Source organism: Rothia sp. P5764 (assembly GCF_048512965.1).
Lineage (GTDB): Bacteria > Actinomycetota > Actinomycetes > Actinomycetales > Micrococcaceae > Rothia.
Map to the genome: position 1 here is coordinate 97,205 of NZ_JBLXXQ010000006.1, position 15,685 is coordinate 112,889.

The 15,685-nt window shown below is 57.0% G+C and carries 12 protein-coding genes; 2 read left to right on the forward strand and 10 right to left on the reverse strand.

The features are described from left to right. Positions 1-86: 86 nt before the first annotated feature. The 3 genes from ACN08Y_RS09165 to ACN08Y_RS09175 all read right to left on the reverse strand — a co-directional run bounded on the left by ACN08Y_RS09165 (position 87) and on the right by ACN08Y_RS09175 (position 4,485). Positions 87-293, reverse strand: coding sequence for a hypothetical protein (locus ACN08Y_RS09165; protein ID WP_419100040.1), 207 nt, complete (start codon positions 291-293; stop codon positions 87-89). 24 nt (positions 294-317) lie between these two features. Then, positions 318-716, reverse strand: coding sequence for a hypothetical protein (locus tag ACN08Y_RS09170; RefSeq protein ID WP_419100039.1), 399 nt, complete (start codon positions 714-716; stop codon positions 318-320). A 319-nt stretch (positions 717-1,035) separates the two neighbouring features. Beyond that, positions 1,036-4,485, reverse strand: a complete 3,450-nt coding sequence (locus ACN08Y_RS09175; protein WP_419112480.1) for a pyruvate carboxylase — start codon at positions 4,483-4,485, stop codon at positions 1,036-1,038. A gap of 287 nt (positions 4,486-4,772) precedes the next feature. Between ACN08Y_RS09175 and ACN08Y_RS09180 the strand changes: the two genes are divergently transcribed. Continuing rightward, positions 4,773-5,591 (forward strand): ParA family protein, encoded by an 819-nt coding sequence (locus ACN08Y_RS09180; RefSeq protein WP_419112481.1) that lies wholly within the window; start codon positions 4,773-4,775, stop codon positions 5,589-5,591. Between the two features lie 90 nt (positions 5,592-5,681). On the opposite strand, the gene ACN08Y_RS09185 is transcribed toward ACN08Y_RS09180, so the two are convergent. The 5 genes from ACN08Y_RS09185 to ACN08Y_RS09205 all read right to left on the reverse strand — a co-directional run bounded on the left by ACN08Y_RS09185 (position 5,682) and on the right by ACN08Y_RS09205 (position 12,057). Then, complete coding sequence (locus ACN08Y_RS09185; RefSeq protein ID WP_419100119.1) at positions 5,682-6,242, reverse strand: MerR family transcriptional regulator; 561 nt, start codon at positions 6,240-6,242, stop codon at positions 5,682-5,684. A gap of 261 nt (positions 6,243-6,503) precedes the next feature. Beyond that, positions 6,504-7,238 (reverse strand): MerR family transcriptional regulator, encoded by a 735-nt coding sequence (locus ACN08Y_RS09190; protein WP_419112482.1) that lies wholly within the window; start codon positions 7,236-7,238, stop codon positions 6,504-6,506. After that, positions 7,238-7,678, reverse strand: a complete 441-nt coding sequence (locus tag ACN08Y_RS09195; RefSeq protein WP_419112483.1) for an FHA domain-containing protein — start codon at positions 7,676-7,678, stop codon at positions 7,238-7,240. Before ACN08Y_RS09195 ends, ACN08Y_RS09190 begins: the two co-directional genes overlap by 1 nt. 284 nt (positions 7,679-7,962) lie before the next feature. Next, on the reverse strand, positions 7,963-8,355 hold the full coding sequence (gene gcvH / locus ACN08Y_RS09200) for a glycine cleavage system protein GcvH (protein WP_419112484.1): 393 nt from the start codon (positions 8,353-8,355) through the stop codon (positions 7,963-7,965). A 216-nt stretch (positions 8,356-8,571) separates the two neighbouring features. Next, positions 8,572-12,057 (reverse strand): bifunctional proline dehydrogenase/L-glutamate gamma-semialdehyde dehydrogenase, encoded by a 3,486-nt coding sequence (locus tag ACN08Y_RS09205; protein ID WP_419112485.1) that lies wholly within the window; start codon positions 12,055-12,057, stop codon positions 8,572-8,574. A gap of 177 nt (positions 12,058-12,234) precedes the next feature. Here ACN08Y_RS09205 and ACN08Y_RS09210 point away from each other — a divergent pair, with 177 nt between their 5' ends. Further along, on the forward strand, positions 12,235-13,137 hold the full coding sequence (locus ACN08Y_RS09210; protein ID WP_419112486.1) for a LysR family transcriptional regulator: 903 nt from the start codon (positions 12,235-12,237) through the stop codon (positions 13,135-13,137). 55 nt (positions 13,138-13,192) lie between these two features. Here the strand turns inward: ACN08Y_RS09210 and ACN08Y_RS09215 are convergent, their stop codons facing one another. After that, a complete protein-coding gene (locus ACN08Y_RS09215; RefSeq protein WP_419112487.1) occupies positions 13,193-14,056 on the reverse strand; it encodes a DUF6318 family protein in 864 nt (287 codons plus the stop codon). Positions 14,057-14,249: 193 nt separating this feature from the next. Then, a complete protein-coding gene (locus ACN08Y_RS09220) occupies positions 14,250-15,497 on the reverse strand; it encodes an ATP-binding protein (protein ID WP_419112488.1) in 1,248 nt (415 codons plus the stop codon). Positions 15,498-15,685: the final 188 nt, after the last annotated feature.

Sequence of the window (15,685 nt, forward strand, 5' to 3'; positions counted from 1 at the left end):
GCCCGTGTAAGGTTCAACATCGAACGCTGACAGGCTATTCCCGCCCACTGCCCCAGACTGAAATCCTCCCGATCAGCCTAGTGTGCTTATTCGTTGGTTGCCTTGTCTTGGGGAGTTTGCTTGGTCTGCTGAAGGTTCTGTTTCATCTGACGGAAAACAAGGACGTTACCTACTACCACGTGCAGACCGCCCAGAATCATTACCGGCAGGTTCCACCCAGCTTGAGGAGCAAGCGCCCCCACCAGCAAGAGAAGAGCACCAAAACCAATAACCATAATGTGAGTAATATTCATGCTACCTAGCTTATCTGGGCCCATTCACCAATCAAATAAAGGCGCTTCCGGGGGAACATATTCTCCAGCCTGCCAATGTGAGTAGTTGATTTCCCGGTCTCGAATCATCAGGCCAGGAGCAACTCTTTTGTACTGATAGTAGGTGCTGTAATCGATGTTGTCTTTACTAACCAAAATATATGTCTGGGCGCTTTCGCTCTGTATATATTTGTAATCCTGCATACTATATGTAATAAACGCCATTAATAGACCGAGCAGAAAGAAAATGAGGAAGATGGGCGTCCCGAGAACCCAAAGAACTGCGGTCAGAACTCCTGCAGTACTTTCCCTTTGCCCGGGAATGGCAGTTCTATGTTTCCAATTATTGATGCTCAAACTCAAGTAGATAGCACCCAAAATTGCGCTTACCCAGAGTGTAACCATAGCAACCACTACTACCCAACGGTCCACGATAGGCGTGAAAGTAAGGCCTCCTGCCCCCAGGGGATTCACATCACTGAACCTAGCTTGAAAGACGGTGTATCCAATCGAACACATGTAAAAGAGAGCAGTGCTCAGGAGCCAGGAAATCAACAGTCCACGAGTCTTTATCATGCCTAAAAAACTAGCACTGGAAAGCTGACCTGACTAGATTAAAGAAAGAAATACCCGCAAACTTACCCCTGCCTTAGGCCATCGGTGGGGGCAAAAGAAAGCAGCGGCCCCCGTTGCCCGGGAACCGCCGCCTTCTTACTCAGGTTCTCTACTGAACATTGACCACAATCAGCAGGTCACCACCAGCTACCTGCGAGATGTCCTTATAGACGATACGTTCGACGGTACCTGAGACGGTGGAAGTAATTGAAGCCTCCATCTTCATAGCCTCAATGGTGGCTACCTGGTCACCCGCCGCAATGACATCGCCGGGCTTGACCGTAATAGTCACACCACCGGCGAAAGGAGCCGCTATATGACCGGTATTGGAGGCATCAGCCTTCTCAGCTTCCTTGACGTTGGACTCAACCGAGTTATCGCGAACATAGACACTACGCTGCTGACCATTCAAGGTGCAGATGACCTCACGGATACCCTTATCATCTGGCTCTGAGATAGCCTGCAGGGTAGCAATCAAACGCACACCCTTACCCAGGGAGATGACGTGTTCGCGCTTGAAGACCATGCCGTAGAGGAAGTCACGGGTGTGCAGGATTGAAACATCGCCGAACTCCTCCCGGGCCTTCTCATAATCCTGGGTGGGGCCGGCAAAGAGCAGGCGGTTGAGGGTAGCGCGGCGGGTTGCCGAGTCCCCAGCCAAAGCCGCAAGATCCTCCGCAGAAAGTTCCTTAAGACTAGGCTTCGCCAGCTTGCGGCCCTCAAGTGCCCGGGTGCGGAAGGGCTCAGGCCAACCAGCAGGCGGGGTACCCAGTTCACCGTTGAGGAAGCCGATAACGGAGTCGGGGATATCAAAGTTCTGAGGATCTTTCTCAAAGTCCTCGGGTGAGACACCCATACCGACTAACTGGAGAGCCAGGTCGCCCACAACCTTGGAGGACGGGGTGACCTTGACGATATGGCCCAGCATGCGATCAGCTGCCGCGTACATATCTTCGATGTCCTCGAACCGCTCCCCCAGCCCCAGAGCCTTAGCCTGGGCGCGGAGGTTGGAGAGCTGACCGCCGGGAATCTCGTGGGTGTAGACACGCCCGGTTGGGGCAGACAGGCCCATCTCAAAGGGCTTGTAGATGGTACGAACAGCTTCCCAGTAGGGTTCCAGAGCACAGGCGGCCTCAAGGGTGATAGAGGGCTGACGCTCGGTATGCTGGAGAGCACCCACAAGAGCTGAGAAAGAGGGCTGTGAGGTGGTGCCAGCCATGGAGGCTGAGGCCACGTCCACAACGTCAACACCGGCTTCAACCGCCGCAAGCAGAGTACCCACCTGGCCACCGGCAGTGTCGTGGGTGTGCAGGTGCACTGGCAGGTCAAAGCGCTCCCGCAGAGCGGTCACCAGTCGGCGGGCCGCCTCGGGGCGCAGCAGACCTGCCATGTCCTTAATGGCTAGGATGTGAGCACCGGCCTCAACCACCTGATCGGCAAGGTTGAGGTAGTAGTCCAGTGAGTAGGTCTTCTCGTTGGGGTCGAGCATATCGCCGGTGTAGCAGATTGCCACCTCAGCTACCGCTGTGCCCGTTGCACGAACGGCCTTGATAGCCGGTGTCATTTGGGAGACATCGTTCAGCGAATCAAAAATGCGGAAGATATCAACACCGGTGGCTGCTGCCTCCTGCACGAAAGCATCGGTTACTTCGGTGGGGTAGGGTGTGTAGCCCACAGTGTTCCTACCCCGCAGTAGCATCTGGATAGGCAGGTTAGGCATGGCCGCACGCAGGTGGGCAAGGCGTTCCCAGGGGTCCTCAGTCAGGAACCGCAGAGCAACGTCGTAGGTAGCACCGCCCCAAGCTTCAACCGAGAAAAGCTCCGGGGTGACGTGAGCTACAGCTGGTGCTGCTGCCAAGAGGTCACGGGTACGCACACGGGTTGCCAGCAGTGACTGGTGAGCATCTCGGAAGGTTGTGTCTGTGATCAGCACTTCCTTGGTCTCACGAACTGCCTTGGCAAAGCCCTCCGGCCCCAGTTCTAGCAGGCGTTGCCGCCAACCAGTTGGAGGCTGATGGGACGAAGCGTCAAAGGGTGAGCGGAAAGGCTCTGAGACCTTATCCCCGGGGAAACGTGGGAGCTTAGTGCGCGGGTCAATACCGTCAATGCGGGGGCCGTGAGGCTTATTGACGGTTACGTTCGCCAGGTACTGAAGAGCCTTGGTTCCACGGTCAGCGGAGGGCTTCTTGATCAAGAGCTCGGGGTGCTCATCGATGAAGGGGGTGGAGACATCGCCCGCGCGGAAGGTGGGGTCCTCCAGCACCGCCTGGATAAAGGGGATATTGGTGGCAACACCACGAATACGGAACTCCGCCAGCGCACGGGAGGCGCGCTGAACAGCTGATTCAAAGGTACGACCCCGGCAGGTCAGTTTGACCAGCATGGAGTCAAAGTGCGGTGAAATCTGTGCCCCGGTGTAGACGGTGCCACCGTCCAGTCGGATGCCGGAGCCACCGGCCGAACGGTAGTAGGTTACCTTGCCAACGTCCGGGCGGAAACCGTTGGCGGGGTCTTCGGTAGTGATGCGGGACTGAAGGGCGTAGCCACGTACTTTCAGGTCCTCCTGGTGGATTCCCAAATCATCCAGGGTTTCACCGGCAGCAATACGCATCTGTGACTGAACCAGGTCAACATCGGTCACCTCTTCGGTGACGGTGTGCTCCACCTGAATACGGGGGTTCATCTCGATAAAGACATGCTGGCCAGCGCGCTCACCTGCGGTATCGACCAGGAACTCCACGGTACCGGCGTTGACGTAGCCTAGCTCCCGGGCGAACTTCACAGCATCGCGGAAGAGGGCCTGGCGGATCTTATCGTCCAGATTGGGGGCAGGAGCGATTTCAACGACCTTCTGGTGACGGCGCTGGAGCGAGCAGTCACGCTCAAAGAGGTGAACGATGTTGCCCTCTGCATCGGCAAGAATCTGCACCTCGATGTGGCGGGGGCGCAAGACAGCCTGTTCCAGGAAGACAGTGGGGTCACCAAACGCGGTTTCAGCTTCACGCATCGCCGCTTCGATGGAGCCTTTAAGAGCTTGGCGGTTTTCGACCCGGCGCATGCCACGGCCACCGCCGCCGGCAACAGCTTTCACGAAAATGGGGAAGCCGATTTCTTCCGCCTGGCTCAGGAGGTAGTCGATGTCTGAGCTGGGTTCGGTTGATTTGAGCACCGGGATACCTGCGCGGCGGGCGGCACGCAGTGCCTCTACCTTATTTCCCGCTAACTCCAGTACCTCCGGGGGCGGGCCAATGAAGGTGATACCAGCGTCAGCTGCAGCCCGCGCCAAATCAGGATTTTCGGAGAGGAAACCGTAACCGGGGTAGATGGCATCGGCGCCGGCTTCTTTGGCGACGCGGATGATCTCATCAATGTCCAGGTAAGCCCGAACGGGGTGTCCCTCTTCACCGATGGGGTAAGCTTCATCAGCCTGCTGGCGGTGAATGGAGTGGCGGTCTTCGTAGGGGAAGACACCGACTGTCTTTGCACCAAGCTCATAGGCCGCTCGGTAGGCGCGAATCGCGATTTCGCCACGGTTGGCGACCAAGATTTTTGAAAACATTTCTTTCCGTTCCGCTCCGTCGAAACCTAGACAGGCAGGCGGAGCTAAGCCACAAGAGTGTGTGAACACCTCAAATATAGCTTTTTTTGACGGCCCAGACTCCCTTTTGAGGCCATGTTGTGTGATGAGGACCGTAATCTATGGATTTTATGGTCACTAGCACTACACTTGGTATTTTCTCCTGCTAGCCCCTTCCCAGGCGTGGGTATAGGCAAACTCATCGTCCCCAGCTTTTTAGGTAGCATAGTAAAGGCAGTGTGTTCCCAGTAATCGAGAGGCTTCCCAGTATGACCAGCATTGTAAGCATCAGTAGCCTTAAAGGCGGCGTGGGTAAAACCTCTGTTACTCTAGGGCTTGCTTCTGCTGCCCAGGCCTGCGGATTACGTGTTCTGGTCATTGACTTGGATCCGCACGGGGATGCTTCAACGGGTCTGGGCTCACCTACCGATGGTGCCGATATGGGTGCCATGCTCTCAGCGCCCGACAATTATTGGCTCAAGGACGAGATTCGTCCCTCCTCATGGACCGCTCTGGGCAGTTTGGGGCAGGCTTCCCGAACTGGCTTAGAAGCCGGGGTGTGGGTTGGGCGCGCGTCAGCCCGGCTGACAGCCCTGGAACGGTCTGAGCCTACAGACATTCTGTTGCCTCATCTAGCACGATTGCTAGAACCCGTGAGCGACGATTTCGACCTCATCCTCATCGACTGCCCGCCAACCCTTGGTCGCCTGACCGAGATGGCCTGGGCGGCTTCCGAGCGGGTTCTCTCTGTTGCCGAGCCTTCCCTCTTCTCTGTTGCCGGCTCTGAACGCACTATGCGAGCTATCGCCCGCTTTGAGTCAAACACTGAGTACGCTGTCGGATCAGCATCCATCATTATGAATAAGGTCAGGGACAATGACCCTGAGCACGAATACCGCACCGAAGAAATGCGGGTCCTCTTTGGTGATCTGGTAGCAGAAATCCCGATTCCTGAGACTCCCCTGCTTCAACGAATTCAAGGCTCCGCCTACCCCGTCCACTACTGGCCTGAAGCAGAAGCCCAGCCTCTGGCAGATGCTTTTACAGCCCTCTTAGCTGGGCTGGTAGAGCTTGAGAAAGCCAAGTAAGGCGCCTAGTAATACAAAAGGGGAAGGAAACCCTTGAAGGGTTTCCTTCCCTTATGTGCTGTGTTTACACAGAACGAAACTAATAGCTGATTAGGCGCCAGCTTTACGCGCCCGGCGGGCAGAGAGCTCATCGTGAATTTCGGGGCCCTGAGCGACTTCTTGTGCGGTGTTCTCGCCGGGTAGCTCACTGAGCGAAACTTCGAGTTCACGCCAGACCCGGCCAATGGCAATGCCGAAGACCCCCTGGCCAGCCTGTACCAAATCGATTACCTCGGCAGCTGAGGTGCATTCATAGACCGATGCACCGTCAGACATGAGAGTGATACCGGCCAAATCTTCGACACCCCGAGCACGCAGGTGCTCCACCGAAGTGCGGATCTGTTGCAGGGAAACCCCGGTGTCCAAAAGGCTCTTAACGATTTTAAGAACCAGGACATCGCGAAAAGAATATAGACGCTGGGAACCTGACCCCTGAGCGGAACGCACGGTGGGTTCGACCAGGTGAGTTCGGGCCCAGTAATCAAGCTGGCGGTAGGTAATGCCAGCAGCTTTACAGGCCGTAGGCCCACGGTAGCCCAGATTTTCATCGACCAGGGAAAGCGGATCGTCAAACAGAACGCCCTGCTCGCCTACCGGGGCACTGCGAGGCATGACGTCGTCAATACCCAGCAAGGGCTGATCCAGAGGGGCAGATACGCCTTGTAGCGCATCAGTTGCGCTCTTGTAACCGTTATCGTTATTCACGGTGATAGCGATTCCTTCCCTCATGTGGATCATGGACTCTCTTATCCTACCTGCCCCAAACCGATTGACTGTTATTTAGGTCAGCCAGACACCCGGCGTTTTAAGGTGGTCTAAGTCATTAAAATACCGCCACCAGAAAGCTAGCCAGAGACCCAGCCCTCAAAGAGCCTAATCAAAGCTTGGCATTGCGCCTGCGACAAGGGCCATGTGTAGGCGGAGCATCAACTGGGCAATTTCACCAGCAAGCTCAGCCGCCCTGGCCTGAGATTTTTCGTCCTTACGCAAGGCCAGCGGGCCGACAGCGGTCTCCACCAGGTCTACTTCCCGGTCAGCCGCCGCCCGGAAAGCCCTCAGGTGGCGCGGGTGTAGGCCGTGGACAGTGAGCTGGTTACAGACCTCGGTGACAGCCAGATCATACTGATCGTAGGCTTCTTTCCCCTCTTCTAGCAGCCCGTAGTTGAGGAGTTCACGGAGCAGGGGCATATCAACGCCAGCCGCCTGGCCCAACTCTCGCAGAGTATAGACCTGCCCAGGTTCAGCAGGAAGAGCTGGGCGCTGGCCCGGAGCAACAGCAGGAACGGTTTTCTCTTCCTGAGACTGGACGGCCTCGGGCGCAAGCCCAGCATCTAACTCAGCTAGACGCTGCCTGATAACTTTGAGCGGTAGGTACTGGTCTCGCTGAAGCTGGAGGACATAGCGTAGGCGCTCAATATCCTGCTCAGAGTACTTACGGTAACCGGTATTAGTGCGCTGCGGGCTCACCAGCCCCTTGTCTTCAAGGAAGCGAATTTTAGAGGCGCTAATACCCTCAAACTCACTTTCGAGGGCGCCGAGTACCTGGCCGATCGTCTTATTCTTGGCCCCGGCACCGCTAGCGTCAGCAGATTGTGCCTGGGGTTTCATTACTTGCCTTGACCCTGGTAGAAAGCGAAGTGAAACTTGCCGATGTGGATTTCATCGCCGTTCTTGAGGTAAGCCTCATCGACGCGATCACCATTAACATAGGTACCGTTCAAGGAATCAGCGTCGGTCAGGATGAAGCTGCCTGCGTTCGGAATAAAGAGTGCGTGGCGACGCGAAACGGTGACGTCGTCTAAGTAGATGTCAGACTCAGGGCTACGGCCGGCAATAGTGGGTAGAACCCCACCGTCATCTGTCGCATCGGGAGTCAGCAGGAAACGAGCACCCTTGAACTGACCATCAATACCAATAAGAACAGCTGAGCCAACAGGAAGAGTTGCCAGCAGGGCGGTTTCCTCAGCAGTAGGAGTGTGAGCCTGAGAAATCCCCAGGGCGGTGAGGCTAATGGTGTTTGTCTGTGGGTGGGCTTCGGCGGGGGCCATACAATCTAGTCCTTTGTGGGATGGTGCGACAGAAGAATCTTGGGGTCTGGAACCCGGGGAAGATGACTACGTCATGGGATATGTTGTGTTGTGGTATGAACCGGCACAAGGTCACGAAATGGTAAACAGTGAACCGCTTGTTTAATCTTAGCCATTAGGAACGATTTATGGCTATTTCAGGCCGTGTTCCACCCGGTATTTTTCGTGATTTTCGCTCAGCAGAAGGGCACCGCCCTCCCCGGTAGGGAAAAGGCGGTGCACAAGCTCTACGAAAAGTGGGAAAGCTACTGGGCTTCAATCTCAGCTAGGTAGCCCTCAGCAGAAAGCAGGGAATCAATGTCAGCTTTGTTCGCCGGGCGGAGTTCAATTAGCCAGCCCTCACCGTAAGGATCAGAGTTCACAGTTTCGGGCGAGCTTTCCAAGGCATCGTTGACAGCTACAACTTGGCCAGAAAGCGGAACGAAGAGGTCAGAGACGCTCTTGGTGGATTCAATCTCACCGAATGTTGCCTCAGCTTCGAGGGTGTCCCCCACTTCGGGCAAGTCAACGTACACAACGTCGCCCAGTTCGCCCTGGGCGTGGTCTGTTACCCCAATACGAACTGTTCCGTCTGCGGTGAGTTGACCAACCCACTCGTGTTCTTTGGTGTATTTGAGTTCTGCGGGAACATTGCTCATCGGAGGTGTCCTTTTCTAGTGATCAAAGATGCCGATCGAGGTGCGTGAAGCTCGAACTAACTGCGCATGATTCCAGTGAGGGAAAAGGAATCAGCCTAGGCACGATTATATGACACAGAAAACAGTGATGCGTGTTTGGCGCCACCTCTTTTACTGTCTTCTTACCATAAAAGGCCCGCCCCTCATGGTGAAGGGCGGGCTGGTCTTTACCGTGGATTAGATAAGGCCCTCAGAGAATTTGTAGGGGTTACCGAAACGGTGGGCAGTAATCGAAACGGCCTGCTCCCGGATAAAGGGCAGAATCTCGATTCGACCGGCTTCTGTCACAGGCTGGAAGTAAACCGCAATGTCGGGTCGGCCATTCAAGGCCTGGTAGATACTCGTGACGTCCTGGCCAATGTAGCGGATACGGGCACCCTCAAAGGCGGTTCCCTCAAGCTTCTTGGAGGGGGTGTGAGCAATTTTGGCAAGAGCCGAGCGGTACTGAGCATCGTCCTGAGAGACAAGGCTGATACCTGCGGCGCCCAGAGCTGCGGTCAGAGCAGTGGGTAGCTCCTGGGCGGTGGAGAACTCAACCCGTGCCCCGGCAACCAGCCCCGCCAGCAGAACGCGCAAGGCAGCGACAAGCTCCCCATCTTGGTCTAGACGAACCTGAACCGTAGTTGGCAGGTAACGCAGGATATTGCGTTCTACACCCAGCTTACTGGGGTCGTGCCCCTGCCCGAATTCAGTTGCCCAGGCATCAGCATCAGAGCTTGCGGCGCGAGCCAGCATATCCAGCTCTTCTGGTGGGAAGCCATCCAGGCCGCGAACAGCGGTCAGCACAGAGAGCACCTTCTGGTCGGAGGGGGCGGTGGTCGCAGTTGCGGGTGCGCTTTCCCAGTCGCTGAGGGCCACCAGGTAGTTGGGGCCGCCAGCCTTGGTGCCCGAACCTACGGTGGACTTCTTCCAGCCGCCGAAGGGCTGACGCTGAACAATCGCGCCGGTGATGCCTCGGTTGACGTAGAGGTTACCCGCCTGAACCTTGCTGAGCCAGAGTTCAAGTTCACCGGAATCCAGTGAATGAAGGCCAGCGGTCAGGCCGTAGTCGGTTGCGTTCTGAAGCTCAATGGCTTCTTCTAAAGTTGCGGCCTTCATGACACCCAGAATGGGGCCAAAGTACTCGGTCAGGTGGTACTCGGAGCCGGGTTTGACACCTGCGCGGACGCCGGGTGACCAGAGCCTGCCGGTCTCATCGAGCTGCTGGGGTTTGAGTACCCAGGTCTCGCCCTCGCCCAGCTCGGTCAGGCCGCGCTTGAGCTTGCCCTCGGGAACCTCAATGACCGGGCCCATCTCGGCTTCAATGTCCTGGGGGTGGGCAACGTGCAGGGACTTTACCGCATCGACCAGCTGGTTGTAGAAGCGTTTAGACTCCCCTACCGAGCCAACAAGAATAACCGTTGAAGCCGCTGAACACTTCTGCCCGGCATGACCGAAGGCCGAGTAGACCACGTCTTTAACCGCCAGATCAAGGTCAGCATTGGGGGTCACAATAATAGAGTTCTTACCGGAGGTCTCACCGAATAGCGGCAGGTCCTTACGCCAGGACCGGAACATCTCGGCGGTCTCGTAACCGCCGGTCAGAATAAGGCGGTCAACGCTGGGGTGGGCAATCATAGTGGAACCGGCCTGGCGGTCGGTGACCTTGACCAGGCGCAGGACCTCCTCGGGCACTCCAGCCTGCCACAGCACCTCAGCAATCAGTGCACCCACCCGGGCGGTGTTGCTTGCGGGCTTGAAAATCACGGCGGAGCCAGCGGCCAGGGCAGAAAGCACACCACCGACGGGGATCGCTGTGGGGAAGTTCCAGGGCGGAACGACCAGGGTCAGCTTAACCGGGTGGTGCTTGGCACCGTCCACAGAATCAAGGCGCTCAGCCAGCAGAGCGTAGTAGTAGGCAAAGTCGATAGCCTCAGAGACTTCAACATCTCCCTGGTCCAGGGTCTTGCCGGCCTCAGCAGCCATAATCTCCATGAACTCGCCACGGCGGACCGCCAGGTTGACGGCTACCTTACGCAGGATTTCGGCGCGTTCGGAGGCGGGGCGGGCACCCCAGGCGCGGCCAGCTTCCACGGTCTGGGCGACCAGGGCCTCAGCCTCTTCTGATGAACCCAGCTCGTTAGCCTCCAGAGCATCCAGACCAATCTGGGTGGTCTTGGAGCGCTCCAAGATAGCGCGGCCCCATTCACGGTTACCCGCCAGGGCTGGGTCGGTATCGGGAGTGTTCTCAAAGGTCCCGGGGGCAGGCTTGAAAACAGTATCAGCAGTCTCCTCCAGCCTGTTCTGGGTGCGCTGGGGCGGCTGAACTTCATCGGTCACAGCCTCCAGGGAGCGCAAGAATCGATTCTTTTCGCGTTCAAAGAGCTGGGGGGAAGAATCCAGGTCAAAGACTGCGCTCATGAAGTTCTCGCTCGACGCGTTCTCTTCAAGGCGGCGCACCAGGTAGGAGATAGCGACGTCGAACTCTTCGGGGCGGACCACGGGGGTGTAAAGCAGCAGGTGGCCCACACGCTGGCGGATAACCTCCGCCTGCTGGGAGGCCATGCCGATGAGCATCTCAAATTCGATATCTTTTTCGACCCCTCGGTCTTCGGCGAGAAGCAGTGCAAAAGCGACGTCAAAGAGGTTGTGGCCGGCAACGCCCAGGCGGATGTTGCGGGTGCGTTCGGGGGTCAGTGCATAGTTGAGGATGCGCTTGTAGTTGGTGTCAGAGTCCTGCTTGGAGTCGCAGGTAGTCAGGGGCCAGCCATGAACGGCGGCTTCTACCCTTTCCATGGACAGGTTTGCGCCCTTGACCAGTCGAACCTTGATGCGAGCGCCACCGGCGGCAACGCGCTGAGCAGCCCACTCCTGAAGGTGCTGCATGGCGGCCAGGGTGTCGGGCAGGTAGGCCTGGAGCACGATGCCGGCCTCCAGGTTCTTAAGCTGGGGCTGGTCAAGGATCTTGGTGAAGACCGCGATGGTCATGTCCAGGTCCTTGTACTCTTCCATGTCCAGGTTGATGAACTTGGGGGTCGGTGATGCCGCCGCCTGCTCGTAGAGGGGGGTTAGGCGTTCAACGGCATCGGCAACGACCTCTTCGAAGGCCCAGTGCGAGTGGGGGCCAGATACGGAGGACACCTTAATGGAAACGTAGTCAACGTCGTCGCGGGCCAGCAGTCGCTTGGTTTCACTCAGGCGGCGTTCTGCCTCGCGGTCGCCTAGGACGGCTTCACCCAGCAGGTTGATGTTGAGCTTGTTGCCTGTTGAGGTCAGGTGTTTGATGGCGGGGCCCAGCTTCTGGTCGCGGGCATCGACAATCAGGTGGCCCACCATCTGGCGCAGGACGGTGCGGGCAAGGGGTACGGTGGGCCAGGAAGCCTTGACGGCCAGCTTGCCGCCCACCCCTACAGCGCTCTTCATGTACCAGGGCAAGAAGGAGGGCACGATCGGGGCGATTCGGCTCAGGTTTTTACCGGCGACTTGCTGGTCTTCGGGGCGGATGACGCCGTCCACAAAGCCCACGGTGAAGTCTAGGCCGTTGGGGTCTTTGAGAACTCCGGCCAGTTTTTCTGCGGAAGGGTCAGAGGGAATCTGCTGGGCTGCCTGAACCCAGTCGGCAACCAGCTGGACGGCCTGTTCTGCTAGTTTCTGGTGGTGGGTGTCGGTGAAGGGTTGTGCCATGGGGTGACCTCCTTGTTGGCCCGCTCTTGGCGGGGCGAAAACCTGCTTCTTGTTATCCATTTCACCATCTTTAGGTTCTGGTTACACTATTAGTAAAAGTGAATATTTTTTACCCTGTATATTTAGTAGCACTAATGTTTATTGATCTGAGTGCTCTACCCCTAGTGAGGTTCCCCCATGTACGACCTGCGCCGCCTTGCCATGCTGCTAGAAATCCACGAACGCGGCACCCTTGCCGCCGCAGCCAAAGCACTGCACCTGACCTCCTCCGCCATCTCCCAGCAAATCACCACACTGGAAAAAGAGGTGGGCGCTCCCCTGCTCCGCAAGGTCGGCAGGGGGGTTGAACTCACCACAGAAGCACTCATCTTGGCCGATAGTACCCGGAACATACTCAGAGAAATGGATGCTGCCCGCACCCGCATCACACTGCTGGATGGAGTGCCCACCGGCCAGGTCAAGCTGGCCATCTTTCAGTCAGCCGCGCACGCCCTGCTCACCGGTGTGCTTGAGCACCTGGCGCACCAGGCACCTCAGGTACAACTACACGTGGTACAGATTGACCCGGAAACCGGCCTGTCGCTAACCCGCAGCCGGGAATTCGATGTGGTCATTGCTGAGTCCTACCCCCACCACTACATTCCCGAATACCCGGACCTCACCTATGACCTGTTGGCCCTTGACACTTTGCAGTTGGTTGTTGCTCAGGACAGCCCCGTGGAAAAGCTGGCCGATGCTAGCGCGCTCCCCTGGGTTTTTGAAGGCGAGCACAACACCTCCCGCATCTGGGGTATTAACCAGTGCCGGGCGGCAGGTTTTGAACCGCACATCCGTTACGTGATTGATGACCTCAACGCCCACCTGCAACTGGCCGCAACCGGGGCGGCAGCCATCATGCCCAGCTTTGCGCTGCCTGCCCAGGGCAAAGAACTAGAGGAAGCTTACGGTGTTAAAGCCCTACCCCTGCCCCATGCGCCCTCCCGGAAAATCTTCATGGCAACCCGCGCCGAAAGCTCCAACCAGCCAGCAATCCAGGCGGTCAAAGAAGCCCTCCAAGACGCAGTTGCCCGCCTACCCTAAGGGGCAGACGGGCCTAAGGGGTAGACGGGCTCAAGACCTCACGAAACCGGCAGTCTTACTTATCTGCTGGCACCGCCATGGTATCTGAGTAGTCCATAGCCTGCAGAGTCAGCACCCAGGCCCCGTCCTCATAGTCAGCCGCCAGCCCAAAGAAGTAGGGATCTTCCGTGACCGGAACCCATTCGGTCCGCGGAGGGTTAGCCTCAGGGTTCAGGAGCACGGTCCCGTTTTCTACCAGGTAGGTATTGAGTACATACTCACCAAACTCATTGCCCTTGCCCACAAGGTAGAAGTCGGTCACTGCCTTGCGGTGGCCCCGCACAACCCACCCGCCGTTTTTGTAGGCGGCATCGACCTTGTCCAGGAAGTCGAGCTCAGCCTGCTGAGAGGGGTTAGGCTTGCCCGCTGGTGTTACCAGCTCCCGCCAGCGGGCGGTGTCGCCGCTGGTGATCGCGTAGTTACGCTCAGCCAGGTAGTATTCAAAGAATTTGACGAAACCCTCTTGGGTGTGCTCATTCATACCCTCAGGTTCAATGGGCCTGGGGACCTTCTGGGCGGGGGCTTCTTCTGTGGCAGGCACGTAGTCATCAAAGCTCCCATCATATTTAAGCCCGATAGCTGGAACCCTGTTCTGGGTGGACAGAGCTTCTGAACTTGCTGCTGTAGCGGAGGCTGATGATGACGCAGTGGCCCCAGCCGATGCTGAGGGGGAGCCTGTTGTTGTGGAGAAACCGGCTTCACCGGAAGGTGCTGAGCTACTAGAGCTAGGCTCGGGCCTTGCCGTTGACCGGTCAGCAGACGGGGAACCGGAGGCCCCCAAACCGCAACCGGTTAGGGCAAGGACCGAGAGAGCCAGCGTGGCCCCTAGACGAGACGCAGGCCGGGCAGAAGAGGCTAGAGATGGGGCGGAAAAACGCATGAAGGTACTCCTGAACATGTGGTGTTTGGGTAGTTACACCCTACCTGCTCAGCAAACGATCAGCATGTTTTTATCCACAGGGCAGGTGGAGGACATAACGTAGGGCCCCAGTGAACAGGCGGTCACGGCAAACCAACTGTATATAGCAGAAATGTATTATGCGGCTGGAACCTACTGACTGAGGCAGATATATTTACCCTAGAAGAGCCAACGGAATAACATACACGCCATCGGGGCGGCGGTAGGCCACGTCACCGGCGGTAATAACAACCAGGCTCGCAACGCGCTGAGGCAGCTGTTCCTTCAACCAAAGAAGATGACGCACGTCCCGGTCAGTAGGAACCGCTTTCAATTTCACTTCTATGGCAACTAGTTGCCCGTCATGCCCTTCTACAAGGAGGTCGATTTCTCTGGCACCTGAATTCATCCTGAGGTGAGAAACTGTGGCCTCCAGCGACTGCGCCATAACACGTACCGTGAGAGTTACTAAAGATTCAAAAAGGGGGCCTGCCATGTGGCTCCCCCGGTCAGAGAGCAAAGCAGAGGCATCCAACCCTAGAAGATGAGCCGCCAACGCGGGGTCTGCTAGATGGTGTTTGGGGGATTGTTGTAAGCGCGTGAAAGCGTTTAAGGCCGGTACCCAACCGGGCACCGGGTCGAGTAACCACAATTTAGCCAAATGCTCACGATAGGTGCGGGTGGTTTTTTCAGATGGCTGTGTTCCGTCACCACCGGTCGTTGCGTCAAGCAGTTTTGAGTATGCAGTTGTGCTTGATTCAGCAGCCGCGTATGCCGCCAGCCATTTTCTAAGAGCCAAGGGGTGGCGAACCTCGGCACCAAGTTCTGGGATATCACGGTCGATCACACGCATGAGGTACCCTTCCAGCTGTGCACGCAAGGCACGGGGGTTGAACCCCGCCAACCCGGGAAATCCGCTCGCGACAATCGCTTCCATATAGTCTGCCAGCTTATACTCTGACCGATAGGTTGATATATCGGCTTCACCTGCCAGCAGGTCAGAAAGGAATACGGTTGGGGTTGTTTGGCCGCGCTCATGCAACCCCATGGGGCGCATACGCAGGGAAACTACCCGACCAGCTCCGCTGTGGCTTCCAGCCATATCGTAGGGGCTAGCTGAGCCAGTGAGCAGGAATGACCCAGCCGGTGCTCCCTGGTCAACGGCCCTGCGCACCATGTCCCAGACCTTCGGGTAGTACTGCCACTCATCAAGCAGGAGCTTCTTGCCCCGAAAACTATCAAAATCAAAGTCGCTTTCTAAGAGGGCCACATTACTTGTTCGGTCGAGAGATAGAACAGTATCTGCGCGACGTTGGGCGGTGGCGGTTTTACCGACACCTTTTGGGCCATCAATAGCTACAGCAGAAAGGTGGGGTAAAAGGTCATCAAGTTCCCGGTCCAACGATCTTGGAAGGTATTTCATAACTAGATATTATCACTTGTCAGACAACTCTATTACCGCATTTTCATATACTCTATTACCTGAATTTCATGAACGGTATGACCTGATTTTCACTCAATGTATTACGGCTTCTTCAAGATTGACGGGGAAGCGGACCCCCTTTGAACCGCAGCGAGACTCCCCCTAGAAGGCACCGCTCCCTTAGAATT

Coding starts and splice junctions, on each gene's coding strand:
- ACN08Y_RS09165 (WP_419100040.1), bottom strand. CDS start 293: ATGAATATTACTCACATTATGGTTATTGGTTTTGGTGCTCTTCTCTTG.
- ACN08Y_RS09170 (WP_419100039.1), bottom strand. CDS start 716: ATGGTTACACTCTGGGTAAGCGCAATTTTGGGTGCTATCTACTTGAGT.
- ACN08Y_RS09175 (WP_419112480.1), bottom strand. CDS start 4,485: ATGTTTTCAAAAATCTTGGTCGCCAACCGTGGCGAAATCGCGATTCGC.
- ACN08Y_RS09180 (WP_419112481.1), top strand. CDS start 4,773: ATGACCAGCATTGTAAGCATCAGTAGCCTTAAAGGCGGCGTGGGTAAA.
- ACN08Y_RS09185 (WP_419100119.1), bottom strand. CDS start 6,242: ATGCCTCGCAGTGCCCCGGTAGGCGAGCAGGGCGTTCTGTTTGACGAT.
- ACN08Y_RS09190 (WP_419112482.1), bottom strand. CDS start 7,238: ATGAAACCCCAGGCACAATCTGCTGACGCTAGCGGTGCCGGGGCCAAG.
- ACN08Y_RS09195 (WP_419112483.1), bottom strand. CDS start 7,678: ATGGCCCCCGCCGAAGCCCACCCACAGACAAACACCATTAGCCTCACC.
- gcvH (WP_419112484.1), bottom strand. CDS start 8,355: ATGAGCAATGTTCCCGCAGAACTCAAATACACCAAAGAACACGAGTGG.
- ACN08Y_RS09205 (WP_419112485.1), bottom strand. CDS start 12,057: ATGGCACAACCCTTCACCGACACCCACCACCAGAAACTAGCAGAACAG.
- ACN08Y_RS09210 (WP_419112486.1), top strand. CDS start 12,235: ATGTACGACCTGCGCCGCCTTGCCATGCTGCTAGAAATCCACGAACGC.
- ACN08Y_RS09215 (WP_419112487.1), bottom strand. CDS start 14,056: ATGCGTTTTTCCGCCCCATCTCTAGCCTCTTCTGCCCGGCCTGCGTCT.
- ACN08Y_RS09220 (WP_419112488.1), bottom strand. CDS start 15,497: ATGAAATACCTTCCAAGATCGTTGGACCGGGAACTTGATGACCTTTTA.